Source organism: Cobetia sp. cqz5-12 (assembly GCF_016495405.1).
Classification (GTDB): domain Bacteria; phylum Pseudomonadota; class Gammaproteobacteria; order Pseudomonadales; family Halomonadaceae; genus Cobetia.
Genome location: NZ_CP044522.1, coordinates 3,675,220 through 3,701,311, shown reverse-complemented (window position 1 = coordinate 3,701,311; position 26,092 = coordinate 3,675,220). Strand labels below are relative to the sequence as shown.

The window sequence follows — 26,092 nt, the reverse complement described above, 5'->3', positions numbered from 1 at the left end:
CTGTTGGCTTTTTATCAGTATGGGAAACGGGTTGGCACGCTCACATTAGTCCATTCGCTATCAGGAGAATATCGCGCGATGGTCGAGTGGCACGCCAATGCCAGCGGCAAGCCTTTCAGCGCTGCATCAACCTGTTGAAGTCTCCAATTGGCAAGGCATCAGCGCCAATGATGGCGACGATGATGCAGGTAGTAGCCGCCGAGCACCGCAGAGCGCACGCTGGTGAACAACAGGAAGGCCAGCCACAGTCCATGGTTGCCGAAGCCCTCGAGCAGTGGCCATAGGCCGATGAAGGCCAACAGAGATATCACCAATGTATTGCGCATTTCACGCGTCGCCGTGGCGCCGATGAAGATGCCGTCCAGCAGGTAGCTCCACACCGCGACCAGCGGCATGGCGACCATCCAGGGCAGATAGAGGGTGGCCAGGGCGCGGACTTCGGGAATGTCGGTCAGCAGGTGGATCAACGCCGGTCCGCAGAGCCAGAGCAGGCCGCTGGCCGCTGTCGCGGTGATCAGGGAGAAGCGGGTCGCCGCCCCCACGCTGCGTGCGAAGCGTTGCCAGTCGTTCTGGCCGACGGCTCGCCCGACCTCTGACTCCGCCGCCTGGGCGAAGCCATCCAATGCATGGGACGTCATCATCACGAACTGCAGCAGTACTGCATTGGCCGCCAGAACATCATCCCCGAAGCTGGCTCCCTGCGAGGTGAAATAGGCCGTCGCGCCCAGCAGGCACAAGGTGCGCACGAACAGATGCTGATTGACGCGGATCAGTGTGCCCCAGGCGGAGATAGACAGCAGTGCTGCGCGATCACTGCGCCCCGGCATGCGTCTGAGCTGGCGCGCGACCAGCCACAGGCCCGTGGCCAGCGCACAGTAGTCGGCGATCACGCTGGCCAGCGCCACGCCATCGCTGGTCATGCCAAGCCCGGGCACGAAGGCCAGATCGAGCAGGATGTTGACGCCATTGGTCAGCACGAGGATGCCGAGCGTGACGCGCGAATTCCCCAGCCCCAGGAACCATCCCAGAATCACGTAGTTGATCAGCACCGCCGGAGCCGACCACAGACGGATGCTGGCGTAGTCATGGGCCAGGGCGCGGGTGGTCTCGCTGGCCTCCATCAGCGATAGTCCCAGAGTGATCAGCGGCGAGCCGGCGATTATCAACACCAGCCCGATGGCCAGTGCCAGCCCGATGCCCTGGCCTAGCAAGGTGCGCAGGCCATCGTGGTCTCCCCGGCCATGGGCCTGTGCCGTCATGCCGGTCGTGCCCATGCGCAGAAACCCGAAACCCCAGTACAGGAAGCTGAAGAGGACAGCGCCCAGCGTGACCGCCCCCAGATACACCGCGTCCTCGAGATGCCCGACCACGGCGGTATCCACCAGCCCCAGCAACGGCACGGAAATGTTGGAAAGGATGATGGGCCAGGCAAGGCGCCACATATGGCGATCGGCGGAAGGCAGTGTGGCGGTCTTCAGGGAGGGGACGGGCATGATGGGTCCGAATGAAGGGTGAAGGTAACGTCGGCCGGGAGCGGTCGGCGAGCCATGGCGTTGATCAGGATAAGGCTTGGCAGGGCTGGGCGTAATGGCGCTAGAGCGCTAATCTAGTTCTGGTGACTTGATGGCAAGGCTTGCCATGCGCCAGCCGAGAGATTCACTGGCGCGAAGACCCATAATAGGGACGCATGGAGCGTCCGGACGCAAGGGAACTGACTATGAAACGCACGATACTTCAGCGAAGCACGCGATTGCGCACTGGCCTTGCAGCAGCTGGCATGATGCTGGTGCTGGCGACGCCGGTGCAGGCCATCGAGCTGCCCAGCGAGCAGGGCGATGATACGCCCAGTGCAGGCATGATGGTGGCCGATGCCCTCATCGGACGTCCACTGTTGCTGGCCACGACCGTCGTCGGTGCTGCCATCTTTGTCGTGTCGGCTCCCTTCGCGGCCATGGGGCAGAATATCGATGAGACGGCGCGCGTACTGGTCGCGACCCCGGCGCAGGCGACCTTCGCTCGCTGTCTGGGCTGCAAGACCACGCGTGTCGATTGGGATTGATGTCCTGATCGCGGCTGGTGAGCGCGCGCCGCTCATGGCTGGACACGACAACGCCGACCTCGAGGGTCGGCGTTGTCGTATCTGAAGGACGGTGAGAGCGGCGATCAGTGCGCGGGTTGCCTGGCGTGGCTATCGGCTGCGGGCGGCAGTGAGTTGAAGCACAGCACGCGTTTGCGTCCAGCGCGCTTCGCCTGGTAGAGCGCATTGTCGGCCATGTTGAACAGCGCGTCGGTGGCCTGGCTGTCATGCGGCGCGTTGGCGACTCCGGCGGAGAAGCTCAAGCCGGTCAGCGGCCCCAGTGTCTCATGCTCGAAGACTTCTTCGTGGAAGGCTTCGAGAATGGCCTCGACGCGTGCGCGTGACACCGCTGCGCTGGCCCCGGGGATCAGGATCACGAACTCCTCGCCCCCGTAGCGACAGGCTTCATCGGAGCTGCGCAGCGACTCACGTATCAGGTTGGCCAGGCGCGTGAGGACCTGATCGCCCATCTCATGTCCGTAGGTATCGTTGACCTGCTTGAAGTGGTCGAGATCCATCACCACCAGGGACAGCGGGTTGCCGATGCTGGCCTCGGCCAGTTTCTGGGGTAGCACCTCATCGAGGTGGCGGCGGTTGAAGAGGCGCGTCAGCGTGTCCTTGCGTGCCTCATGTGCCAGACCCCGCTTCAACTGCAGGTCGGCCAGTGCCAGCATCACCAGGTGGCTGACATCTTCCGCCAGGGGCTGCAGGCGTTCCAGGCTATCCTCTTCCGGCGGGATCAGCAGCACGAACTCTCCCACCTGGCCATCCCCGACCGTCAGCGTCTGTTTGAGATGACGAGCGTCGGTGGGCGGTGTTCCCCAGTTGATATGCATCGTCTGATTGATGTCATTCGGGTCATGCAGGGTCACGCTGCCTTCGCAGCCGGCGAACAGGCTGGGCAGACGAACGTTGAGCTGGGTGATGATCTCATCGAGCTGAGAACAGGTCAGCAGGCATTCCGCGAGATGGTGGATCTGGCTGCGGCTCTCGGAGAGTCGCGACAGCTTGAGGTTGGCAGCCTGCAGGTCGCGCTGGGCACGCTTGCGATCGGTGATGTCGTGAACGATGGAGAACAGCAGGGTGCGGCCGTTCAGGTCCACCGGGCCGGTAAAGATCTCGACATCACGCAATTCACCGTTGGCAAGCTGGTGGCTGGCCTCGAAGTGGTTGTCGGTACGGTTGACGACCGCACGGATGCGCTTGGAGAGCGACTGGCTGGCCAGCACGTTGATACGGCCCAATGGCATGCCGCACATCTCGCCGATGCTGTATCCATAGAAGTCGGCGGCGACCGGATTGGCATCGATGATCTCGGCAAGCTCCGGGTCGATCAGCAGCTTGATGGCGTTGCCGGTGCTAAAGACTTCCTGATACAGGGTCGCGTTCTCCTCGAGCAGCTCGATGGCGCGACGGCGGTCCTCGATATTGTTGATCAATACCAGGGTGCGCTCTTCGCCCTCCAACGGCGTGAGGGTGACTTCTGCCCAGAACATCTGACCCGTGTCGGTCTGCATGTGATATTCGTCCTGGAAGCTGCCGCCCTCGCGTTGCAGCTGGCCCCAGGCACGTTTCATGCGACTGATCTCGTCCAGTGAGAACAGCCCCCACAGCGATTGCTGGAAAAGCTCGGCATCACTCTTGCCCAGCAGGGCATGCATGGCCGAGTTGGCGTCCGCGATGGTGCCATCCCGGTCGGCGACGATGATGCCCACGGGGGCGGAATGATAGATGGAGCGCAGGCGGGCACGGCTGCTTATCAAGCGTTGCTGCTGCTCCTTGATCCAGTCGATGTCGCTGTGAGTGCCGATCATGCGCAGGGGCCTGCCATCCTCGGCACGTTCCACCACGCGTCCCTGATCGAGAATCCACTTCCACTCACCGTTGCGCGTCAGCATGCGGTGCTCGTTGCGATATTCTGCGCTGTGACCTTCAAAGTGCTGTTTCAGGTCGTCGAGGGTACGCGGCATGTCATCCGGATGGATGCGTGACTTCCACTCATCGAAGCTGCTGCCGATCTCGTGTTCCTGGAAGCCGAGCGTCGCCTTCCACTGCGCAGAGTAGAAGACATGATCGGTATCCTGCTTCCAGTCCCAGACGCCGGCACCTGACCCTTCCAGCGCGAACTGCCAGCGTTGTTCGGCCTCACCCAGGGCATCGCTCATCTTCTGCAGCTGCTGATAGGGGTAGACCATGCGTGATGAATAGATGGCGTGATAGATCATCGCGTAGGCCACCACCTTGTACAGGTGCCCGAGCAGGTTGAAGACATCGAAGGCAGTGGCATAGAGCGTGAAGCACAGCTCGGATATCCCCGTGGCCAGCGCCGCGACCGCCAGCCAGCCGGCATTGGTGCCTTCAGGCAGTCGGCGCGCGCCGAGCAGAAGTACCGCGGCCAGCGCAGCGCTCAGCGCCAGGGCCCACTCGTAGCCGATCTTCCAGGCGGTCAGGCCGCTGCCGACGATGAAGGTCTCTGGCAGGAAGTCCAGATGAAAGAGGCCTATCCAGCTCACCACCAGCCCGATGGCGAGCGTCAAGCCAAAGGCCACGGGCAGATAGCGGCTCGGAACGGGGCGGGCAGTCAGCAGGCAGGGAGCCAGCAGCGCGATAATGAAGGCGGTTCGCCCTGCCAGCCAGAAATGGATGGCCTTGCTGACGGAGGCTTCGCTGACGAAGTCGGGCATGCCGTCATAGCTGAAGATATGCACCATGTCGAAGAAGGCGGAGAGCATGAAGGCACAGCCCATGACCAGAAAGCTGGTCGGCAGTGTCCGACGGTGCCCCTGGAAGATGGAGACGGCAGACATCAGAGCGACCAGTATCGCGCCCATTTCCAGCAGTGAATGCGGGACGAGGTACTGTCCGACCGAGGTGAACAGCTGCGGACGCGGTACCACGATCAAGGCCACCATGATCGCCAGCATGACAAGCAGCATCCCCGTGCCGGCATTGGGCAGCTGGATGCGTGTCCCCTGGAAAGGGCGCTTGAGAACGGTAGAGAGAGAGCGAGAGGACATGGGCAATCCGTGCGCGTGTAAGAGTACGATCGGTGACTTTATTACTACAGGATAGAATAGATTGTTTACATTGCCCTAACAGAAAATAACCTGACGTAGCGCTTGGTATTGATTGCGTAGCCATTTAGGCAGGGGCCGCTAGCAGGCAGCCGCGATCCTTTTCTCGCGTCAGCACTGGCGCCAGCAGGGGGCGGCGGGAGCAGGCAATGACGGGGACAGCGGGAGTGCTTGATCGAGAACGAGGTGTGTTAACAGCCGACGTCTTTGCCAGTCGGTGTTAATGCCAGTCGGTTACGTTACCCGTTGGTGTCTTGCAGCAAGAGGCGCCGCGTTGGCGAGTCTGGCGCTGAAGCGCCTGTCAGGGTCGAGCTTGAGGAAACGGCTTGAGGAAAGGGCTTATAGAGAGGGCTTGCGGAGAAGGCAGGAGGTGTCAGGCAAGACGCAAGCAGCGGCCGTCACGACGGATGTGGCGCAGTACGGGCCACGTCATCGTCGTGACGGCTGCCGGAGCGTAGCAGGCGGCAATCAGTTGCCGAGTGCGGCCGTGATGATGTGGTACTTGTCCATCAGCTCTTCCTGGCTTTCCTTGTTGGCCGGGTCGAGCGGGATGCAGTCGACAGGGCAGACCTGCTGACATTGCGGCTCATCGAAGTGTCCGACGCATTCGGTGCACAGGTCCGGGTCGATGACGTAGATCTCTTCCCCCGGCGAGATGGCCCCATTGGGACATTCCGGCTCGCAGACGTCGCAGTTGATGCACTCATCAGTGATGATCAGGGCCATGATGCTGTCCTCAGCTTGTGGCGGTGTCGTCGTCGGTAGCGGAGAAATGCCGGGCGAGGGTCTCGGCCACCAGCGGATGCACCAGACGCGACACATCACCGCCATGACGCGATATCTCGCGCACGATGGTCGATGAAATGTAGGAGTTCTGTAATTCCGGGGTCAGGAACAGGCTATCGACGTGCGGTGCCTGGGCCCGGTTCATGTTGGCCAGCTGCAGTTCGTATTCGAAATCGGAGACCGCACGCAGGCCGCGCAGAATGATACGCGCATTCTGCTGCTCAAGCAGCTCTGTCAGCAGGCAGCTGAAACCGATGACCTCGACATTGTCGAGATGCGCCAGAATCCGGCGTGCCAGATCGATGCGCATCTCCAGCGGCAGCGCGGGGCGTTTGCTGGGGCTGTAAGCCACCGCGACCACCACCTTGTCGAACAGGCGGGCGCCGCGCTCGATCAGGTCGGTATGGCCATTGGTGATCGGGTCGAAGGTGCCGGGATAGACGGCAATGTTCTTGGGCATGACGAACTCGAGCTCTGTCGGCAGCGGATCAGCCTGGTGACCGGCTGCAGTGGACGACGAAGGATGAGGAGCCGCAGCAGACCGGGACGCAGTGGCTGTCGCGCCGCCGGCTCCCCCGGTACGCCGAGTGTAGAACCCCTCGCGCGGCTTGCCAGTCGCGGGAGGGGATTCGTCACCGAGTGCGCACCCCGGGGGGTAGCGAGCCGGTCTTGCAGCGAGCCGATCTTGCAGTGAGCCTGGCTTACAGCGAACCGAAGGGGTTGTCGACCTTGAGCGAGACGGGCTTCGCATAGCCGGGGATACGGATCTCGCGATCCGTGATCTCCAGCTCCGGACCTTCAAGCACGCCTTCACCGAAGCGATAGGTCGGCGTGAATTCGCCGCGCTGTGCCTTGTCCAGATAGTCGGCGCGACGCTGTTCGCAGAGACCGCTGCGTTCACGCCAGGCGGCCAGTGCCTCCTCACCATGTCGCGCCGCCAGCAACTTCAGGGTGACGTCTGCCGACAGCACCACGCCACTGGCATTGTTGCCACCGAAGCCCTTGGCATTGATGAAGGCGACGTCTGCTGCGAACTCGCGTGCCTCGCGACGGATGTCGAGGTGGCTGTGATGCACGTCATCGGCGATGGCATCCAGCGTCGGGATACCCGGCAGGATGCCGGCCGCCATGCTGCCGAGCGCCGATACCGCCTGATCACCCGCGGCGCTGCCCTGGCTGTGGCCGACGAAGGATTTTACCGCCACCACAGGCCAGGACTGGATGTCGTTGGCGCGAGCCACTTCATTGAGCACGTGGGATTCGGTGGTGCGGTTCTTCGGCGTGGAGGTGGCATGGGCGTGCACGAAGCTGCGCTGGCGCACGCCTTCATCGCCGACGATATCGCGCGCCAGCGCCACCGCCTTGCTCAGGGTGATGTAGTTGCCGACACCGGGTGCCGAGATGGAGCGCTTCCAGCCGTCGGCATTGACGAATACGTCCGGCACGCTGCCGATGATGCGAGCACCGGTGTCCAGCGCCAGATCATCTGCCATCAGGATCACGAACTGGGTCGCTTCCGCGATGGTGAAGCCACAGTTGCGCGCGAACGGGCGACAGGCTTTCTGGTAATCGCTGTCGGTGAGCACTTCCAGCGCGTCGAGGGCCTTGAGGCTCTCGTCATCGGCCAGGGCACCCATGCTGCGGAAGCCCTCGATGACTTCCGGCGTGATCGGCGCATCAGCGGTGCCGACCATCACCACACGGCGACGGCCGCTGCGGATGTCGTTCAGGCCCAGCTTCAGGTTGTAGAGGAAGCTGGCACAGGCGCCCATCGCGGCCCCGGCGCCGCCGACATTGCCCAGCACGTAAGCATTGAGAAAGTCGGCGGGCATCTGGGCATAGCCCAGCGGCATCTGCTTGGAGGTGGCGCGCTCGCCGGCCACGAAGGACTTCATCAGTCCGCCCCAGCCTTCGGCATCCATCTGGCCGATGGAGTTGCCGGCGTAGACGGCAATATCGTCCGGATCGAGGCTATCGCGCAGCGCATCCCAGTCCAGGCCGCTGTCGCCGAGGCAATCGCTGGCGCCGAAGATGGTCATCGACAGGCCGCGCGGGTGATGCACGCTGCGATAGAGCTGCTCCGGCGCGAAGCCGCTGGGCAGCTGCCCCGCGGCGCGCACCAGCGCCTGACGATGATCGGGCAGCAGGACATCGAATTCGCCGGCCGGTACCGTGACTTCGACATGACGGTTGTCCAGCTCGCGGATCTGCCAGTCGGCAGGCGGCTGTTCCGGCAGCTGGCGGCTGCGCAGCGTGAAGGTCAGGTCCTGGCCCAGCGTCAGCTTTGACTGACGGTTGGCAGGTATGCCGGTCGCGTTGAAGCGCTCGTCTTCAATGCGACGAATCAGGGTGTGGGACAGCACCTGGTCTGCCAGACGCTCCGCAAGCGCCTGAGCCTCGGCGGGCTGGCCTTCGGCATCGAACCACTGGCCCTGATCATCGCAGCGGGCGAGGTTCATGAGCGACGCGAGACCCAGCAGGGTCTCTTGACGGTCTGTCTCCGGCAGGGAGTCGAGCACCGTGCGTCGGAACGCCTGATGGCCCGAAGTTCTGCCGGCGGCATTGACGCCGCCCATGCCGACGATCACCGGTAAGTGTGACAAGCCGCTTTCCTCGTAAAAATACTGTGAGTCGTTGGTCTGGGCGATACCTCTGCGGATATTCGTCCAAATGATGGGCGGATGATAACACCCCCTCAATACAGGCGTCATGCACCCCCGCCTCCACGCGGGCGCGCCAGCGAGCGCTTGCTGCGAACACTGTGCGATATCTCTGCACTCAGTGCGAGTCCCATTGGTCTCTTTTTGTGCTCGTCATGCCTCGGGGAGGATCGTGATTAAACGTTTGTTTGATTTTCGGGAGGCAAGCTGCCATTCTGTCGTGGCTGTTTGAGTTGGTGTAGGCGCGTGCCGCGAGGCAGGCGCCTTTTTTTGTGTCCAGGCCTTCCTGCACCGACAGTATCAGATGGGCTGTACGCCACATGGCGCAGCCCGCTACAGGCGTATCTGCTAGACTCCGCGCGTGATTTTCCTGCCCGTTGCTATCGGAACTGCTGATGTACGCCAACTCCCGCCAGATCGATTCTCCCCAGACCGGCCCCCACGAGGATATCGAGCGTCGCGTGCGCCGTGCGATGGCGCACCCGCTGCGCAAACCCGTGGCGGAGCATACCCGCGAAGCGTTCCTGCAAGCGCAACAGTGGTTGTCGGCTCAGGCGAAGCCCCTGTGGCTGGACAGTGGCTGCGGCGTCGGGCGATCGACGCGTCAACTGGCACTGGCGCATCCGGATCATGCCGTCATCGGCGTGGACCGCAGCGAAGACCGTCTCAGTCGCAAGCATGGCGAGCTGCCGGACAACGCCTTGCTGGTGCGCGCGGACCTCGTCGACTTCTGGCGCCTGGCGCTCGCTGCGGGCTGGGCACCTGCGCACCACACCCTGCTGTACCCCAATCCTTATCCCAAGGCGCGCCATCTCAAGATGCGCTGGCAGGGCCACCCGGTATTCCCGATCATCATGGCGCTGGGCGGCCAGCTGGAGCTGCGCACCAACTGGGAGATCTACGCCCGGGAATTCGCCCAGGCCATCGGGCATGCCACCGGTGTCGAGGTGACGGCGCACGCCTTCGAGCCGCAGGGCGATTATCTGACGCACTTCGAGCGCAAGTATCACGAGTCTGGCCAGGCGCTGTGGCGACTCGAATGCCAGCTGGAACACACGCCCGAGCGCTACCCGCTGCAGGTCTGACGCGAATCACGCCGGTGGCAGGTTCTGGTTGGCGATAGCGGCGTGGCTGTTGTGGAAGGTGTCGCGCAGGGACTGGCGCAGCCAGCTGGCCGCAGGGCCACGAGGGCTGTCGCGACGCGAGATCAGTTCGATATCGATGTCGGCAGTGGCGCCCAGTGCGCTCAAGTCCAGAATCTTCAGGCGCTGCTGGAAGGGCGGGTAGTGGGCGATATGGCGCGGAACCTGCGCCCAGCCCAGTCCGCGCGTCGTGAGCTCAGCCATCGCATAGAAGCTGTTGAGCTGCCAGAAGCGCTGTGAACGCGGCCCCTCGTGGCCGGGCTCCAGTTGCTGACGCTGGCCGATCATCAGCTGGCGGTGATCGGCCAGGTCACTGTGGGTCGGGCTCTCAAGCTGGGCCAGCGGGTGATCGCGTGCCACGATCAGCACCTGCTCCAGTCGCCCCAATGCCTCGCGTTCCAGCGCCATGACCCCCAGCGGCTGATAGAACAGGATGCCGAGATTGGCCTGGTGCTGCTCCACCCAGCGGGCCACCTCATCCTGCGCGCCATTGAGCAGATTCAGCGTCAGCGTCGGATATTGCACCGCCATCTTTTCCAGCACCGCCATCACCGGCGGCATCTCCACCAGCGCCTCATCGATCGCCAGCGTCAGGCTGGCTTCCAGCCCCTGGCTGAGGGTGCGGGCGCGTGCCTCCAGGCGCTGGCACTGCATCAGCACGCTGTTGGCTTCATGCAGCATGGCCTCGCCCGCGGGCGTCAACACCGGCGTGCGAGGGCCGCGATCAAACAGCTCGCAGCCCAGGTCCAGCTCCAGGTTGGCGATGGCGGTGCTGACCGCGGACTGCGCGCGACCCAGACGGCGCGCTGCCGCCGAGAAAGAGCCTGTCTCCGCCACGCAGCGCAGTGTCTGCAGTTGCTCCAGTGTCCAGTTCATTGCCTCGCCTCGCGCCTTGATCCATCTGAATAATGGATGGATACCAACTTTAAACCATCTTGTATCTCTCTAGAATGCCTCCTCCATCCGCGTCGTCCAGCCCATCCGGCATCACACGCGGTGATCGAGAGGAGGTATGACATGCGTTCCAAGAAAGAACGTCTGGCCCAGGCAGGATTGCTGGAATTGGGCGGCATCCTGCTCGTGGCGCCGCTGTCGGCGCTGGTCACGGGGCATGACCTGGCGAGCATGGGCAGTCTGGCGGTGGTGATGTCCACACTGGCGGTAATCTGGAGTACGGTCTGGAACTGGATGTTCGATCGCTGGGTACCGACCCGCCAGCGCAGCGCGATCCAGCGCATCGTTCAGGCGCTCGGCTTCGAGCTCGGCCTGGTACTGGTGACCGTCTTCATCGTGGCCGCCTGGCTCGACCTGGGGCTGTGGCAGGCATTGCTGCTGGATCTGGGCTTCGTTGCCTTCTTCCTGGTCTGGGCCATGATCTTCAATCCGCTGTTCGATGCCGTGATGAGTCGTCTGCTGGCGCGCAAGGCCGCGCGTGAGCAGCAGCTGGCACCCCACAATACGAGGTGATTCGATGAGTTATGTCTTCCTGGCAGTGGCCATACTGGCGGAGGTCATCGCGACCAGCGCGCTCAAGGCCTCCGAGTCCTTTTCGCGACTCGGCCCCAGCATGATCGTGGTGGTGGGCTACGGCATCGCCTTCTATTTCCTGACGCTGGTACTGCGTGACCTGCCGCTGGGCGTGACCTATGCGGTGTGGTCCGGGCTCGGCATCGTGCTGGTCACCGTGTTCGGTGCGGTGGTCTATCGCGAGATGCCGGACCTGCCGGCCATCCTGGGGTTGGCGATGATCGTGGGCGGTGTCGCCGTCCTGCATCTGTTTTCCAGCGCCAGTCCTCATTAAGCTAGGGGCATCACGGCGCCTCCCGGCTGTGACATGGATGCTCACCGACGACGTCACTGGATGCCTCATGCCCCTATTTCGCACTGCACCGACCTCTGCGCGACCCTCCCGACTGTCTCCCCTGTTGCCCTTGCTGAAGGCGGCGCGCCCCGCAGTAGCGGGCAAGTCGCTACGTTTCACGCGCTCGCTGCGCCGACTGGCCATGGCGGCCGGTGCGACGCTTGTCGTGGCGGGCCCGGCGCAGGCGGCGGGTTTTGACAACCTGACGCGACTGACTGACAAGGGCTTCATCGTCAGTGCCCAGGCGCGCATGCTCGATACCGGCGAGACGCTGGCCTCGGTCAATCCCGACCAGCAACTGACGCCGGCTTCGCTCTCCAAGCTCTATATCGCCGGTGCGGCGCTGGACCGCTTCGGCCCGCAGTACCGTTTCTCCACGCGTCTGCGCAGCACGGGCACGGTCAGCGGCGGCGTCTTGACCGGTGACCTGGTACTCGAGGGCAGCGGCGACCCGGCGCTGACCAGTGAAGAGCTGTGGCGGCTGACCGAGGAGTTGCGCTTTCGGGGCATTCGCCGTGTCGAAGGGCGCCTGCTGATCAGCCAGTGGCGTTTCGGGCCGGTGCCCTGCATCAGTACCGATCGCTGCAATGCCTCGCGTCGTTCCAGCAATGCCTATGATGCGCTGCTGTCGTCCGCGGCCAGCAACTATGCCAGCTGGTGCGTCAAGGTGATGCCGGGCGCGGGCAGTCAGGCGCCGGCGCGACTGGCCAGCTGCGACACCACCCAGCCCACCGAGATCTTCGACAACCAGGTCACCACGGTCGGCGCGGGAGGCAAGAGCGCCATCAATGCTCGCCGTACCACCAGCAATGGTCGCGATACGCTGGTCGTCACCGGCACCATCGCCGCCGACAGCCAGCCGCGCAGCATCTACCGCGCCGTCTCCAATCCTGCGCTGTACACCGGTGAGCTGATGCGCGACATCCTGGCGCGCGCCGGGATCACGGTGACCGGCGGGGTGGACATTACCTCGACGGCGCCGCCCTCCAGCGCCGCGCAGCTCGGTAGCGTCGAAGGCAAGCCGATGCAGGAGTTGCTGACGCGCATGCTCAACTACTCCAACAACTTCATGGCGGACCAGCTGACGCTGGCGCTGGTCGGCGGCAGTCAGGCCACCTTGCGCCAGGGCGGCGCCAAGCTCGAGACCTTCGCCAGCGCGATTCCCGGTCACGGCCCGCTGACGATGTATTCCGGCAGCGGCCTGACCTCCCAGAACCGCACCAGCGTCAGTGGGCTGGTGGCGTTGCTCGACAGCATGTATCACCGCCCGGCGCTGTTCCCCACCTTCGTGGCGGGTCTGCAGGCACCGGTCAATGGCCCGATGCGCTTCATCCGGCGTGGCAGCGAGACCTTCCGCAATCACGTGATGGTCAAGACGGGCACGCTCAACAATCCGGTGCCGGTGCGTGCCATCTCGGGATACTTCCGCACGCAAAGTGGCCGCTGGGGTGCCTTCGCGGTGATGGTCAATGGGCGGGCGGCAGTGCCTTATCTGTCCTGGCCGCAGGTGCTGGACCCGGTCGCCGAGGACCTGACCGCGATGATCGAGCGTAACTGAGCTTCTGATCGCGCGCATGAACACGAAAGCCCCGCCAATCGGCGGGGCTTTCGTGTTCATGGCCTGAGTGACAGACACAAAAAACCCCGCCCGAAGGCGGGGTGGACCTCCACACGCCCGGCATGGCTGAGGGGAGGGCACTCGGGACGCTCGACAGGGCGCAACGAGATAACAAGAGCATAGCGTTGTGTGACGGCGTTGGCTAACGCCAAAATCGCTATTGCACCGCAACAATCAAGGACTTGAAGCGTTTCTGGCGCTGCGAGGGCAAATTTTCCGTCGCGGGTCGTGCGTCGAGTGCCTTCAGCGCGTCGGATCGAGCAGCACGCGACCGCTGACGCGTCCGTCGATCATCGCCTCGGCACGTTCGGCCAGGCCTTCCAGGCCGACCGTCTCGAGCTGCATCTGGGCGTGCATCTCGTCCGGCAGGTCGGCCAGACGCTGCCAGACCTGTTGACGGCGCTCTGCGTTGATCATGACGCTATCGACGCCCAGCAACGAGACGCCGCGCAGGATGAACGGCATCACGCTGGTGGGCAGGTCGGCGCCCGCCGCGAGGCCCACGGCCGCCACCTTGCCATCGTAATTCATCTGCGCCAGCAGATTGGCCAGCACCTGGCCACCGGCGGTATCCACGGCGCCTGCCCAGCGGCTCTTTTCCAGCGGACGGCCCTTGTCCTCGAAATCACTGCGCAGATGGACCTCACTCGCGCCCAGTGACTCAAGCCATTCACGCTGCTCGGCCTTGCCGCTGACCGCGTGAACCTCGAAGCCTTGCCCTGCCAGCATCTGCACGGCCCAGCTGCCGACCCCACCGGTGGCGCCGGTGACAATCACCGGGCCCTGCTCGGGCGTCAGGCCGGCCTCCTCGAGACGCATCACGCACAGCATGGCGGTCAGGCCGGCGGTGCCGAAGGCCATGGCCTGCTCGGCGCTCAGGTTGGCGGGGCGCTTGACCAGCCACTCGGGCTTGACGCGCATGCGCTCGGCCAGGCCGCCCCAATGGCGTTCGCCCACGCCCCAGCCGGTCAGGATGACCTCATCGCCCGGCTGATAGTCCGGCGAGTCGGAGGCCTCGACGCGTCCCGCGAAATCGATGCCCGGCACGAAGGGCAGCTCGCGCACGATCTTGCCACGGCCGGTGATGGCCAGCGCGTCCTTGTAGTTGAGACCGGAACGCTCGATGGCCACCGTGACAGGCAGGTCAGGCAGCTGATCATCGGAGAGTTCGACGACTCGGGCGCGTGGGGTCTCGTCGTGCAGCATCAGTGCGCGGGACATGGCAGTCTCCTCGTGATTGGCGTTGGTGTTGGCGCTCTTCCTGCGTGAAGGTGTCACGGCGTCTGGCGTGAGACGCGCCATCTCACAGTGCCTGCAAGCGACGCTGCGGGGAAGTCTCGGGATATCGACATTGGGATGAGACTGACGCAACCGGGGCCGCTGATCAGATGAAGCTGCGCACGGTGGCCAGCCCGACCAGCGTCATCAGCACCGTGTAGGGCAACGCCATCCACACCATGCGCCCGTAGGAGAGTCTGACCAGCGGCGCGATGGCGGAGGTGAGCAGGAACAGGAACGCCGCCTGGCCGTTGGGGGTCGCAACGCTGGGCAGGTTGGTGCCGGTGTTCACCGCGACCGCCAGCGCATGGAAATGCTCGCGGCTGATGTTGCCGGCCACGAACTCGTTCTTGACCTGGGTGATGTACACCGTGGCCACGAAGACATTGTCCGAGATGGCCGACAGCAGCCCGTTGGCCAGGAACAGCGCGCCAGCCTGTTCTTCGATGGGCAGACTGAGTACCCACTGGATGAACGGCTGGAACAGATGCTGCTCGTGGATGACCGCGACGATGGTGAAGAACACCACCAGCAGCGAGGTGAAGGGCAGCGATTCCTGGAAGGCGCGGCCGATCTGGTGCTCATCGGTAATGCCATTGCCGGCGGTCAGCAGGATGATCACTGCCAGTCCGATCAGCCCGACCTCTGCTATATGCAATGCCAGCGCCAATACCAGCAGCACGGCTACCACGGCCTGCACGATCAGCGCGGCGCGCTCCCGTGGCGTACGCCGTGAATCCTGATGATGGTCATAATCCTCGAGAATGCGTCGCACGCTGGCGGGCAGACGTTGGCCGTAGCCGAACCAGCGTCCACGTTCCAGCAGCACGCACAGGGCGAGGCCGGCGAAGAAGGTCGGCACGGTGACCGGCGCCATGGCGAGGAAGAAGTCGACGAAGTCCCATTCGGCGGCCTTGGCGATCACCAGATTCTGCGGCTCGCCGATCATGGTGCTGACGCCTCCCAAGGCGGTTCCCACCGCGCCATGCATCAGCAGCGAGCGCAGAAATCCGCGGAAATCCTCGAGGTCTTCACTGTGCACGGCCTCGACACTGACATCATTGGCATGATCATGCTGGGTATCGAAATGCTTGCCCGAGGCCACCTTGTGGTAGACGGAGTAGAAGCCCACCGCGATACCGATGATCACCGCCGTCACCGTCAAGGCATCGAGAAAGGCGGACAGCAGGGCGCTGGAGAGACAGAACATCAGCGACAGCCAGGTCTTGGAGCGCACGCCGAGGATGATCTTGGTGAAGGCATACAACAGTAGCGGCTTCATGAAGTAGATGCCGGCCACCATGAACATCAGCAGCAGGATCACCGGCAGGTTGCGCTCCATCTCCTGCATGATGGCCTCCGGCGAGGCCATGCCGATGACGACGGCCTCCAGTGCCAGCAGACCGCCCGGCTGGAGGGGATAGCACTTGAGCGCCATCGCCAGCGTGAAGATGAATTCCCCCAGCAGCAGCCAGCCGACGATCACGCCACCCTGCGGGCCGCTGAACCACAGCAGCAGCGGATTGGTGATCAGAAACAGGCACATCAACTGCTTGTACCAGCGTGGCGACTGGCCGAGGAAGTTGCGCGCCAGTCCGCGGCTGAGTGTCTGGCGTGTGTCATGTGATAGCGAAGACATGGGCAGTTTCCGGCGTTGATTTGTTGTTGTTGGAGGACAGGATCGGCAATGCCGCTTCAGCGTGTGCTTTGCTATCATCGCCGCCGTCATCGAGCGCCTGGCGGTATTAGAGCACGCCCGTCGATGAGGTCTCGGGTAGCCTTTGGTCGTGAAAATCGCGCAGGCTGCGCTGCGCTGTCGCTGGCCGGTGTGCTGCGAGCTCTCCCGAGGCGTGTTGCTGGCAGACGTCGTCCGATTGAAAGATCGGCCTTTGCAGCCTCCGTGCTGCTTCTGTACGAGACCCGAAGATGAAATCACGGCATACCGGCTTGACCCACCTCAAGCATTCCGCGCGATACTCGCTCAAGGGCCTCAAGGCCGCCTGGAGCAACGAAGAAGCCTTCCGCCAGGAGATCGTGCTGTGCGCCTTGCTACTGCCGTTTGCCTGGTGGATCGGTGACTCGCATGTCGAGTGGCTGCTGCTGGTCGGCTCCACGCTGATCGTGCTGATGGTCGAACTGCTCAACTCGGCGGTGGAATCCGCGATTGACCGCATCGGCCCGGAATTCCATGAACTGTCCGGGCGCGCCAAGGATATGGGCTCGGCGGCGGTGATGATCAGCCTGATCTTCGCTGGCCTGACCTGGGGCACCTTGCTCTACGACAAGCTGTTCGGCTGAGCATCTTCGCCCCGAGCTCATCATTGGAGGCTCAGCGGGCTGGGTCGTGTCATGTGCCTGCGGCCTCCGTTATGCTGAGGGCTGGATCGAAGGAGACGACCATGCCCCAGCCATCCCCCGCACAGTCCCGCCCACTGTTGCCCGCTGATTTCCTTGCGCCGTCATCGCTGCTGGCCGAGCAGTCGGCTGACAGCCGTGCCACGCTCGAGAGCGCCCTGCACGTAGCCCGGGAGCGCCTCGAAGAGAGTCTGACCCAGGCTGAGAACCTCAGCGAGATGCGTGGCGATGACAGCTCTCCGCTGGCGACCTTTCTGACCCTCGATAAGCGTCAGCGCAGCCAGCTGGGACGTCTGATCACGCTGTCCGACTTCGCGCTGGAGACGCTGTGCCGCCGCCCTGAACTGCTGTCCGAGCTGCTCGAGAGCGGCGAGCTGGAGCGTACCTTGCCGGTCGCCCAGCTCACCGAGCGCCTCGCCGCCGGACTCGCCAGTGCCGATGATGAGAAGGCGATGCAGCAGGTGCTGCGGCGCTTCCGCCAGCTGCGCATGCTGGGCATCGTGTGGCGCGACCTCAACGGCGCCGACATGTGGCAGACCGCAGCGGCGGTCTCGCACCTCGCCGAAGTCACTCTCGAGGGCGCGCTTGGCTGGCTGGAAGCCTCGCTTGAGCCGCGTTATGGCCGCCCCGCGCCGGACCGCTTCGGCGAGCCGCAGCGGCTGGTGGTGCTTGGCATGGGCAAGCTGGGCGCCGGCGAGCTCAATCTCTCCTCTGATATCGACCTGATCTTCGCCTTCCCCGACAAGGGCGAGACGTCTGGCGGCCGCAAGTCTCTGGATCATCAGGAATATTTCACGCGTCTCGGCCAGAAGCTGATTGCCGCGCTGGACGCGATGACCGCCGATGGCTTCGTGTTCCGTGTCGACATGCGGCTGCGTCCGCTGGGGGACGGCGGGCCACTGGTCGGCAGTTTCTCGATGCTGGCCAGCTACTACCAGGATCAGGGTCGCGAATGGGAGCGCTACGCGATGCTCAAGGCGCGCCCGGTGGCGGGCAGTGTCGCTGCCGGCGAGCGCCTGATCGCGCACCTGCGGCCCTTCGTCTATCGCAAGTATCTGGATTTCGGCGCCATCGAGTCGCTGCGCGAGATGAAGGCGATGATCAATCGCGAGGTCAAGCGGCGCGGGCTGTCCGACAACATCAAGCTCGGCTCCGGCGGCATTCGCGAAGTGGAATTCGTCGCCCAGGCCTTCCAGCTGATTCGGGGCGGGCGTGAGTCGGAATTGCAGGTCACCTCGCTCAAGCAGGCCTTTGCGCGCTTGCCAGCCCTGGGCTTGCTGCCGCAGGCGGTCGTGGATGAGTTGGTGCCGGACTACGTCTTCCTGCGCGATCTTGAGCACGCCCTGCAGGCCCAGGCCGACCGCCAGACCCAGACATTGCCGCTGGATCCGCTGGGCCGCGAGCGCCTCGCCCTGGCCATGAACCTGCCCGACTGGGAGGCGCTCACCGCGCGGCTGGAAGAAGTGCGCAAGCGCATCCGCCATCACTTCGACAACGTGATTGCCGCGCCGGAAGACGACGAGGCTGAGCAGGGCGAAGGCCAGCAGGCGCTGGATGAGTGGCGAGCACTGTGGCGTGGCGAGCTGACGGCGGAGGAGGGCGAGGCACTGCTCGCCGAGAGCGGCTTTGAGAGTGCGGCCGAGAGTTTCCGGCGTCTCGACAGTCTGCGGCGGTCACGGGCGGTACAGGGCATGCAGCGCATCGGCTTTGATCGTCTCGATGCGCTGATGCCGCCTTTGCTGCAGGCGCTGGGCTCGGCGGCGGGCGACCCGGAAAAGCCCGGCGAGCACGATGCCAGCCGAGTGCTGGAGCGCGTGTTGCCGCTGATCGAGGCAGTGCTACGCCGGACGGCCTACCTGGCGCTGCTGCGCGAGAACCCGGATGCGCTGGCGCAGTTGATGCGCCTGTGTGCGGCAAGCCCCTGGATTGCCGAGCAGCTGGCGCGCTATCCGGTGCTGCTCGATGAATTGCTGCACCCGCATGATCTGTACTCACCCGCCGACAAGACGCGCCTCGCTGATGAGCTGCGCACCGCGCTGTCGCGCATACCCGAAGATGATGAAGAGGCGCTGCTCGAGGCCTTGCGGGTGTTCCGCCATGCCCAGGTGCTGCACGTGGCGGCCTCCGATATCGCCGGTGCCCGCCCGCTGATGAAGGTCAGCGACTACCTGACCTTCATCGCCGAGGTGGTGCTGGAACAGGTGCTGGCGATGGCGTGGAAGACCCTGACTCGCAAGCACGGCTTCCCCATCGGGCGCGATGGCCAGCCGATCACTGGCGACAGCCTGAGTGGCAGCTTCGTGATCGTCGGCTACGGCAAGCTGGGTGGCATCGAGTTGGGCTATGGCTCGGATCTGGATCTCGTCTTCCTGCATGATGCGGCCAGCAAGGGCCAGACGGATGGCCCGCGCCCGCTGGACAATCCACTGTTCTTCACGCGTCTGGGGCAGCGCATCATCCACCTGCTGACGGCGGTGACGCCGGCCGGTGCGCTCTACGAGGTCGACATGCGCCTGCGTCCGTCAGGCAACTCGGGGCTGCTGGTCTCGAGTCTGGCGGCCTTCCGGGACTATCAGCTCACGCAAGCCTGGACATGGGAGCATCAGGCGCTGGTGCGTGCGCGGGCCGTGGCGGGAGACCCGGCACTGGCGCTGGCCTTCGAGGAGGTGCGCCGTGAGGTGCTCGGTCAGCAGCGGGACGAGAAGACGCTGCGTCAGGAGGTGATCACCATGCGCCACAAGATGCGTGATCACCTGGGCAGCAGCGCCAAGGACCGCGAGGCCGGCCAGTTCCATCTCAAGCAGGACGCCGGCGGCATCGTCGACATCGAGTTTCTCGCCCAGTACTGCGTGCTGGCGCTGAGTCATCAGGTGCCCGCTCTGCTCGAGTGGAGCGACAACATGCGACTGCTGGAAACCCTCGAGTCCTGCGGACGGCTGCCGGGCGAGCAGGCCGGCGAGCTGCGCGAGGCCTATCTGGCCTACCGCGATGTCAGTCATCGCCTGGCGCTGGAAAAGCACGGCAGCCTGATGCGGCTGGAGCAGCACCCGGTGATTGCCGCCCATCGTGAGCGGGTCATCACCCTCTGGCAATCACTGCTGGGCGAAGATCAGGTCGGTCACGAGGGGGTTTAACGTCAAATCAATGCTCGCAATCCCCTGTCGCTGTCCCCAAGAAAGGGTGCACCAGACAACGTTGACAGGGGAGGTCAGCATGATGGAGTGGATCGCGAATCACTCGAAAACCATCTCGGCGATTGCCAGTATCGGCTCGTTCTTCATCTGGCTGGTCTACGCGCAGCTGCTGTATCACAACTTCCGTCGCCAGCGTCGCCCGCGAGTGCTGATCAATCGCGGCAAGTCCAAGGGTATCGATAGTCTGTGCATCGTCAGCAACATGAGTGCCGAATCGATCTTCATCGAGCACATCATCGCCAGGCTGGATACCAGTCATGGCAGCCTGCTGATGGATGTCACCGAGTTCGAACGCAGCTATCAGGAAGGTGACGAGCAGGGTGACAATCAGCAGGACGGCGACAGCGAGCAGTCCGCTCAAAAGGCCTCCAGCAGCAGTGAGTGGCGCATCTCCGATACTACGCGTCAGGGGCCGCTGGGCTCGGGCGACTTCCTGCATATCGGTACCTTTGCGGAAGTCATCGAGCGCATGGCGCGCCGCAATGGCATCTCGCTCGAGGGTCACTGGCCCAGCAATGAGCAGCTGAAATTCCAGCGCCTGACGCTGCGTATCATCGGCATCTATGGCAGTGAAGACCATCCGATCGGTGTCGAGCGTGCCTTCCGCCTGCACGATGCCAATGGAGAATGCGCATTGGTACCGGAGCGCTGGGATTCCAATCGCCTGTCATCACGCAGGCAGCGTCACAAGTTGCGCAAGCTTCTGGATCGCATCAGTGGGGAGGACATCAGCGAGCAGTCCACTTTCCAGCCCCCGAGTGACGAGGAGTCGCGCACCAAGGCTTCGTGAGTGCGGGCGCATGAGGCTGATGCATGAACCACGGGACGCATGAATCATCGTAAGTATGACGGCGGTGTCTTCACACTGTCAGGGCGACGAGGATGGGGTAGGCTTTCCAGAGCCCATTCACGGAGAACCCTCGGATGCAGGAACGCGTCACGCCCTTTCAGTTGTTCATTCTGGTGCTGTCGATCTACGTGATCGGCGCCATGGTGGTGGACCTTGTCTTTGAGTTGTCACCGCAGGTCCAGCGGCTGCTGGAGTACATGGACTACGTGGTCTGCCTGTTCTTCTTCATCGATTTCTGCAAGCGCTTCGCCAGTGCCAAGAGCAAGCGCGAGTACATGAAGTGGGGCTGGATCGACCTGCTGGCCTGTATTCCGGCGGGGCTCTTCCAGGGCGCGAGGCTGTTTCGCGTGGTGCAGGTGCTGCGGGTGCTGCGCGCCATCAAGTCGATGGAAATGATCTGGAAGCTGCTGTTTCGCAACCGGGCCGAGGGGGTCTTCGCCTCGGCGGCCACCGCAACGGTGCTGCTGGTGGTGTTCGGCGCCCTGACCATGCTGATGGTAGAGACACCCAATCCCGACAGCCCCATCAATACCGCCGAGGAGGCGTTGTGGTGGGCAGTGGTGACGGTGACCACCGTCGGCTATGGCGACTACTACCCCATCACCACACTCGGTCGCGTGGTGGCGGTGCTGCTGATGGTGGGGGGTGTGGGGCTGTTCGGGAGTTTCGCCGCCTATATCAGCTCGATCTTCATCGAGGATGACAGTGAGCAGGAGGCGCGCGCAGCGCGTGCCCAGCGTGACATGACGCGTGCGCTCTACCATCAGATCAGCGAGCTGACGACGGAAGTGCGCGAGCTGCGTGAGCGACTGGATCAGGTCGCGCAGGAGCGGGGCGAGTCGCTGGCTGAGCGCGAACTCCACCGCGAGGCGCTGCATCGCCAGGTGAATGAGGAGATGGAACAGCGCCTGGGGGATGCCGCTCCGCCAGACAAGGAGGGCCCCGCCGGCGAACGTTGAACCGGCAGGCAGGCAGCCAACCAACCAACCAACAAAGAAGCCCCTGGCACCGTGAGGTGTCAGGGGCTTTTTACATACTGTCATCAGGCGTCAGGCAAGCAGACACAGGCGCTGCGACTGCCGTGCATGACGCAGGCGATGATCAGTCGAAGTTGCGCGAGTAGAAGATCTCGAGCATTTCACGACGCAGACGGCCTTCGATGTTGGTGGCTTCCTCGAAGGTCAGCTCGCGACGCGAGGTGCCGAAGAGGTAGTTGTCCAGCTCGAAGTCCTTGAGCAGCATCTTGGTGTGGAACATGTTCTCTTGATACACGTTCACATCGACCATCTGGTAGGCACGCTTGGTGTCTTCCGCCAGGTAATCCTGGATGGAGGTAATGTCGTGATCGATGAACAGCTTCTTGCCATCCACGTCGCGCGTGAAGCCACGCACGCGGTAGTCCATGGTCACGATATCGGAATCGAAGCTGTGGATCAGATAGTTCAGCGCCTTCAGCGGGCTGATCATGCCACAGGTCGAGACATCGATATCGAGGCGGAAGGTGCTGATGCCGTTGTCCGGGTGGGACTCGGGGTAGGTGTGCACCGTGACGTGAGACTTGTCCAGATGGCCGACGACCGTTTCCGGCAGCGGGCCCGGGCCCGGCGCGGTCTGGGACACGTCCTGCTCTTCCAGCTCGTGCTCGGCGATCAGGATGGTCACGCTGGCGCCATGCGGCTCATAGTCCTGGCGTGCGATGTTCAGCACGTGGGCACCGATGATGTTGGTGACATCCTTGAGGATCTGGGTAAGACGCTCGGCATTGTAGAGCTCATCGATATAATCGATATACGCCGTGCGCTGCTCTTCGGTCTGCGCGTAGCAGATGTCGTAGATATTGAAGCTCAACGAACTGGTGAGGTTGTTGAACCCGTGAAGGCGGAGTTGATCGCTCACGTCCAGGCCTCCTTGAAATGGGAGGGTGGTATGACATCCGATGCGCCATTGCATTCAGTCAGAGAGGCAGGCATCGGGCCGAAGAGGACATCTCGAAAGGCCCGTCCCGGCCGCTGGCAGCATGACTCACAGGGAGCATTGCATACCATCCTTGCCACGAGACGACCGGTGAGACGACCGGTTTGAGGGGCGTATTATGCACAGGCAGGGCTGACACGCCAGCGACAATTCCCGCCGATCCCGGCGAGATGTCGTGAGTGGTACGCTCCCTCCCGCCGTCGGCGGGGCCTTGAGGGGCGGGAGGGTGAGGCGTGATCAGGCCGCGATGTCGATGACTTCGTAGGAGTGGGTGATCTCGACACCCCCGGCGGTCAGCATCAGGGAGGCGCTGCAGTACTTCTCGGCGGACAGTTCGACGGCACGCTTGACCTGGGATTCCTTGAGGTTGCGACCGGTGACCACGAACTTGACGTGAATCTTCGTGAACACGCTCGGCACGCTATCGGCACGCTCGGCGCTCAGTTCGGCGTGACAGTCGGTGACCTGCTGGCGGGCCTTTTCCAGAATCTGGATGACATCGAAGCTGGTGCAGCCGCCCAGACCCATCAACATCATTTCCATCGGACGCGGGCCGGTGTTGCGACCGCCGTTGTCCGGATTGCCGTCCATGACCACGCTGTGGCCGCTGCCGGATTCGGCGAGGAACTGGCGACCATCGGTCCATTTGATGCTGGCGTTCATTGCCATGTCGGAACGTCTCCTTCTGATAAGTCGTTGATGTGCTGCCGGCCCGAGGTCAGTGGCTTCAAGGGTCGGGGGCTCCAGTTACAAGAGCGCGGAGAGCACGATGGCGCACAGGGTAGCATTGTCATCGGCGCGCCCGGAGGAACGTCCAGCGCTGAGCTTATATCTCGCTGACTCAAGCCTTGTCGTGGCTCAGCAGCTCATCCAGCTCGGCCAGACGCTGTGGGGTGCCGACATCGATCCAGGCACCGCGATGATGCAGGCCGCGCACCTCGCCATGCTGCATGGCCTCACGCAGCAGTGGCGCCAGCTTGAAGACGCTGTCAGGGCCCTGGTAGGCCGGCGTCTCGGCGATGGCGCGGCGAATCAGCCGTGGTGACAGCCACGACACACCGGAGAAGGTCAGGCGGCTGCCGGTCTGCACGTCCTTCTCGTCCTGTTCGTCGCTCTCGGCGCGGGCGTCATCCTTCACTATCCCCGTCGGGGTGAGCAGGAAGTCCCCCTCGGGATGATGTGGCGGGTTATCCACCAGCACCAGACCCGCCAGCGCCTGGGGCTGATCGGCGAGCGGAGCAAGTGAATGGCTCGCCAGCGCCTGGATGGTCAGCAGCGTGAGGTCGACGTCACACCAGACATCGCCATTGATCAACAGGAAGGGCGTGTCGTCGCCTGCGTCCTGCGTCAGCGCCTCGGGCAGTGACAGGGCGCGAGCGATGCCGCCGCCGGTTTCCAGCGGCGTCTCCTCGCGCGAGAAGATCAGTGTCAGGGAGCGCTTGCGCCCCTGCCAGCGAGCTTCGAGCTGGCCCCGGGCATTCGGTTTCGCGGCGAAGTGGCTCACAATCCTGTCGGCCAGGTGGCCGACGTTGATGACGACCCTGTCCACATCGATCGCTTCCAGGCGCAGCAGATGGTGCTCCAGCAATGGCAGCCCGGCGACTTCCAGCAACGGCTTGGGGGTGTGGTCGGTCAGCGGGCGCATGCGCGTGCCGAAACCGGCCGCCAGAATCATCGCGCGCATCAGTGGCTCCCTGGCTGGTCATCGGCAGTTGCTGCGCTTTCCTTGCTTTCCCCACCTGCCGCAGCGCTCTTCGCCGTGTCAGCCGTGGCCGCATTGCGCTGCAGGCGGGCAGCGCGATCGGCGAGTGCTGCCAGCTCATCGTAATCATCGAGGTTGATCTCGGGGCGCTCGCCATTGGCGAGACGCAGATCACGTGCTTCGCACTCCTCGGCCAGGCGCAGCGACAGTGCCGGCGTCAGCACCTCATCCAGCCAGTGGGTGAAGGAGATCAGTTCCGGGCAGAAGGCCAGACCCTCGCGCAGGTGACCGAGGAAGCGCGGCATCAGCGTCAGGTAACGTGGCTTGGCATCCCGCAGTGTCAGGCGCGCGAAGATGCCGAGAATCTTGAGATTGCGCTGAACGCCCATGCGCTCGACGCTCTGGCGGTATTCCAGCGGGCTCGGTGCCGGCAGGCCGGCCGCGGCGTAGCGTGGCAAGGCGGCCAGACGCGCCTGCTCGATCCAGCGCGCCATGGCGGGTTCCGGCCAGCGCCAGTGACGGTCGCGTAACAGCGAGATCAGGTCGTAGTTCTCGGGGCCGCTGACGGCGTCCTGGAAGTCGATGATCCACAGTCGCGGCTGGTCCTGGAATGCCGACTGATGCAGGAACAGGTTCTGGGCATGGAAGTCGCGATGCACGGTCACCACCGGTTGCGCGCTGGCGGCCGTGAGCAACTGCCCCGTCAGCTTGTCCCAGGCGGCGTAGCGGCGGTCATGCGGCATGTCGAGCAGCTGGCCGAGGCACCACTCCGGAAACAGCGCCAGTTCGGCGGACAGCCGGGCGTCGTCATAGGCAGGCAGGTTGCCGGGCGGCAGCTGATGCAGCTGCTCGAGCAGCCCGATGGCTTCGCCATAGTAGTGGTCGGCGTGCTCGGTGCTGGTCAGGGCGGTCATCAGCGGGGTGTCGCCGAGGTCTTCCAGCTCGAGGAAGCCGAGTGACTCGTCGAAGGCGAAGATCTCGGGCAGCGGCAGGCCAGCGTCGCGCCATTGGCGGGCGATGGCGACGAAGCCGTGGCTGTCTTCCTTCTCGGGCGGGGCATCCATCAGGATGCGCGCCGGCGTGGCCGGGTCGAGCTCCTCGAGATGCAGGCGGAAATAGCGGCGGAAGCTGGCGTCGTCAGCCACGGCGCTCATGCGCACGGCCTCTGGCGTGAGGTCGTGGCGGGCGGCGGCCCAGGCGTGCAGCGCCTGGCGGCGGGCGTCGGATGTCATGGGGCTTGGGCTCCTGTCGGCGTGTGCGGGGCCGGCTGTCAGTTGACGCCTGTGCCGCGGCCCCGCATGCTGTCGTGTGGTGACGAGAAGGCAGGCGGAACCGGCAAGCAGGAAGGCCGGTTGCTGGGCCTGTATAATACCGATTCCCCCAGCCAAGGACACAGAGCAGCCATGGCCCAGCGCAGCCATTCATCCCATCCGGGCAAGCCGACGACCGCTCCCGGGCGACGTCAGCGTCGCTTCGCGACTCCCTCTCTGTCTGCTCATTCCCGGCAGGCACCGATAGCCC

General features: G+C 63.9%; 21 protein-coding genes. 9 read left to right on the top strand and 12 right to left on the bottom strand.

The window, feature by feature from the left end:
* Positions 1–158: 158 nt before the first annotated feature.
* Complete coding sequence (locus tag F8A90_RS15315) at positions 159–1,493, bottom strand: MATE family efflux transporter (RefSeq protein ID WP_200017826.1); 1,335 nt, start codon at positions 1,491–1,493, stop codon at positions 159–161.
* 284 nt (positions 1,494–1,777) lie between these two features.
* On the opposite strand from F8A90_RS15315, the gene F8A90_RS15310 reads away from it, so the two are divergent.
* Positions 1,778–2,059, top strand: a complete 282-nt coding sequence (locus F8A90_RS15310; protein ID WP_233593359.1) for a hypothetical protein — start codon at positions 1,778–1,780, stop codon at positions 2,057–2,059.
* Between the two features lie 104 nt (positions 2,060–2,163).
* Here the strand turns inward: F8A90_RS15310 and F8A90_RS15305 are convergent, their stop codons facing one another.
* From F8A90_RS15305 to F8A90_RS15290, 4 genes are all read right to left on the bottom strand, one after another.
* Positions 2,164–5,094, bottom strand: coding sequence for a sensor domain-containing diguanylate cyclase (locus F8A90_RS15305; RefSeq protein ID WP_200017824.1), 2,931 nt, complete (start codon positions 5,092–5,094; stop codon positions 2,164–2,166).
* A 525-nt stretch (positions 5,095–5,619) separates the two neighbouring features.
* On the bottom strand, positions 5,620–5,877 hold the full coding sequence (locus F8A90_RS15300) for a YfhL family 4Fe-4S dicluster ferredoxin (protein ID WP_043334597.1): 258 nt from the start codon (positions 5,875–5,877) through the stop codon (positions 5,620–5,622).
* A 10-nt stretch (positions 5,878–5,887) separates the two neighbouring features.
* Complete coding sequence (gene coaD / locus F8A90_RS15295; protein ID WP_043334599.1) at positions 5,888–6,397, bottom strand: pantetheine-phosphate adenylyltransferase; 510 nt, start codon at positions 6,395–6,397, stop codon at positions 5,888–5,890.
* A 241-nt stretch (positions 6,398–6,638) separates the two neighbouring features.
* Positions 6,639–8,513 (bottom strand): beta-ketoacyl synthase, encoded by a 1,875-nt coding sequence (locus F8A90_RS15290; protein ID WP_200020076.1) that lies wholly within the window; start codon positions 8,511–8,513, stop codon positions 6,639–6,641.
* Positions 8,514–8,992: 479 nt separating this feature from the next.
* Here F8A90_RS15290 and trmB point away from each other — a divergent pair, with 479 nt between their 5' ends.
* Positions 8,993–9,682, top strand: a complete 690-nt coding sequence (gene trmB, locus F8A90_RS15285; protein ID WP_054557238.1) for a tRNA (guanine(46)-N(7))-methyltransferase TrmB — start codon at positions 8,993–8,995, stop codon at positions 9,680–9,682.
* 6 nt (positions 9,683–9,688) lie between these two features.
* On the opposite strand, the gene F8A90_RS15280 is transcribed toward trmB, so the two are convergent.
* A complete protein-coding gene (locus F8A90_RS15280) occupies positions 9,689–10,615 on the bottom strand; it encodes a LysR family transcriptional regulator (RefSeq protein ID WP_107335951.1) in 927 nt (308 codons plus the stop codon).
* Between the two features lie 141 nt (positions 10,616–10,756).
* Between F8A90_RS15280 and F8A90_RS15275 the strand changes: the two genes are divergently transcribed.
* From F8A90_RS15275 to dacB, 3 genes are all read left to right on the top strand, one after another.
* Positions 10,757–11,206, top strand: coding sequence for a PACE efflux transporter (locus F8A90_RS15275; protein WP_200017822.1), 450 nt, complete (start codon positions 10,757–10,759; stop codon positions 11,204–11,206).
* A 4-nt stretch (positions 11,207–11,210) separates the two neighbouring features.
* Positions 11,211–11,540 (top strand): DMT family transporter, encoded by a 330-nt coding sequence (locus F8A90_RS15270; RefSeq protein WP_175089610.1) that lies wholly within the window; start codon positions 11,211–11,213, stop codon positions 11,538–11,540.
* Positions 11,541–11,607: 67 nt separating this feature from the next.
* On the top strand, positions 11,608–13,158 hold the full coding sequence (gene dacB, locus F8A90_RS15265; RefSeq protein ID WP_233593358.1) for a D-alanyl-D-alanine carboxypeptidase/D-alanyl-D-alanine endopeptidase: 1,551 nt from the start codon (positions 11,608–11,610) through the stop codon (positions 13,156–13,158).
* Between the two features lie 303 nt (positions 13,159–13,461).
* Here dacB and F8A90_RS15260 read toward each other — a convergent pair whose 3' ends face one another.
* Positions 13,462–14,439: an MDR family oxidoreductase gene (locus F8A90_RS15260; protein WP_200017817.1), complete on the bottom strand. Its 978-nt coding sequence runs from the start codon at positions 14,437–14,439 to the stop codon at positions 13,462–13,464.
* 163 nt (positions 14,440–14,602) lie between these two features.
* Positions 14,603–16,135, bottom strand: a complete 1,533-nt coding sequence (gene nhaB / locus F8A90_RS15255; RefSeq protein WP_200017816.1) for a sodium/proton antiporter NhaB — start codon at positions 16,133–16,135, stop codon at positions 14,603–14,605.
* 287 nt (positions 16,136–16,422) lie between these two features.
* Between nhaB and F8A90_RS15250 the strand changes: the two genes are divergently transcribed.
* The 4 genes from F8A90_RS15250 to F8A90_RS17695 all read left to right on the top strand — a co-directional run bounded on the left by F8A90_RS15250 (position 16,423) and on the right by F8A90_RS17695 (position 21,854).
* A complete protein-coding gene (locus F8A90_RS15250; RefSeq protein ID WP_043334615.1) occupies positions 16,423–16,794 on the top strand; it encodes a diacylglycerol kinase in 372 nt (123 codons plus the stop codon).
* Between the two features lie 101 nt (positions 16,795–16,895).
* Entirely contained in the window at positions 16,896–19,985 is a 3,090-nt protein-coding gene (gene glnE, locus F8A90_RS15245) for a bifunctional [glutamate--ammonia ligase]-adenylyl-L-tyrosine phosphorylase/[glutamate--ammonia-ligase] adenylyltransferase (protein WP_200017814.1), read from the top strand.
* A gap of 79 nt (positions 19,986–20,064) precedes the next feature.
* Positions 20,065–20,835 (top strand): hypothetical protein, encoded by a 771-nt coding sequence (locus F8A90_RS15240; RefSeq protein WP_200017812.1) that lies wholly within the window; start codon positions 20,065–20,067, stop codon positions 20,833–20,835.
* Between the two features lie 134 nt (positions 20,836–20,969).
* Positions 20,970–21,854 carry an ion transporter gene (locus tag F8A90_RS17695; protein WP_200017811.1) on the top strand — a complete coding sequence of 295 codons (885 nt, stop codon included), beginning with the start codon at positions 20,970–20,972 and terminating at the stop codon, positions 21,852–21,854.
* Positions 21,855–21,996: 142 nt separating this feature from the next.
* Here the strand turns inward: F8A90_RS17695 and speD are convergent, their stop codons facing one another.
* From speD to F8A90_RS15215, 4 genes are all read right to left on the bottom strand, one after another.
* Positions 21,997–22,791: an adenosylmethionine decarboxylase gene (gene speD / locus F8A90_RS15230; protein ID WP_043334620.1), complete on the bottom strand. Its 795-nt coding sequence runs from the start codon at positions 22,789–22,791 to the stop codon at positions 21,997–21,999.
* A 315-nt stretch (positions 22,792–23,106) separates the two neighbouring features.
* Positions 23,107–23,532, bottom strand: a complete 426-nt coding sequence (locus F8A90_RS15225; protein ID WP_166018699.1) for an OsmC family protein — start codon at positions 23,530–23,532, stop codon at positions 23,107–23,109.
* 178 nt (positions 23,533–23,710) lie between these two features.
* A complete protein-coding gene (locus tag F8A90_RS15220) occupies positions 23,711–24,553 on the bottom strand; it encodes a nucleotidyltransferase family protein (protein ID WP_200017810.1) in 843 nt (280 codons plus the stop codon).
* Complete coding sequence (locus F8A90_RS15215; RefSeq protein ID WP_200017808.1) at positions 24,553–25,803, bottom strand: aminoglycoside phosphotransferase family protein; 1,251 nt, start codon at positions 25,801–25,803, stop codon at positions 24,553–24,555. The genes F8A90_RS15220 and F8A90_RS15215 overlap by 1 nt, the downstream gene beginning before the upstream one ends.
* Positions 25,804–26,092 lie beyond the last annotated feature (289 nt).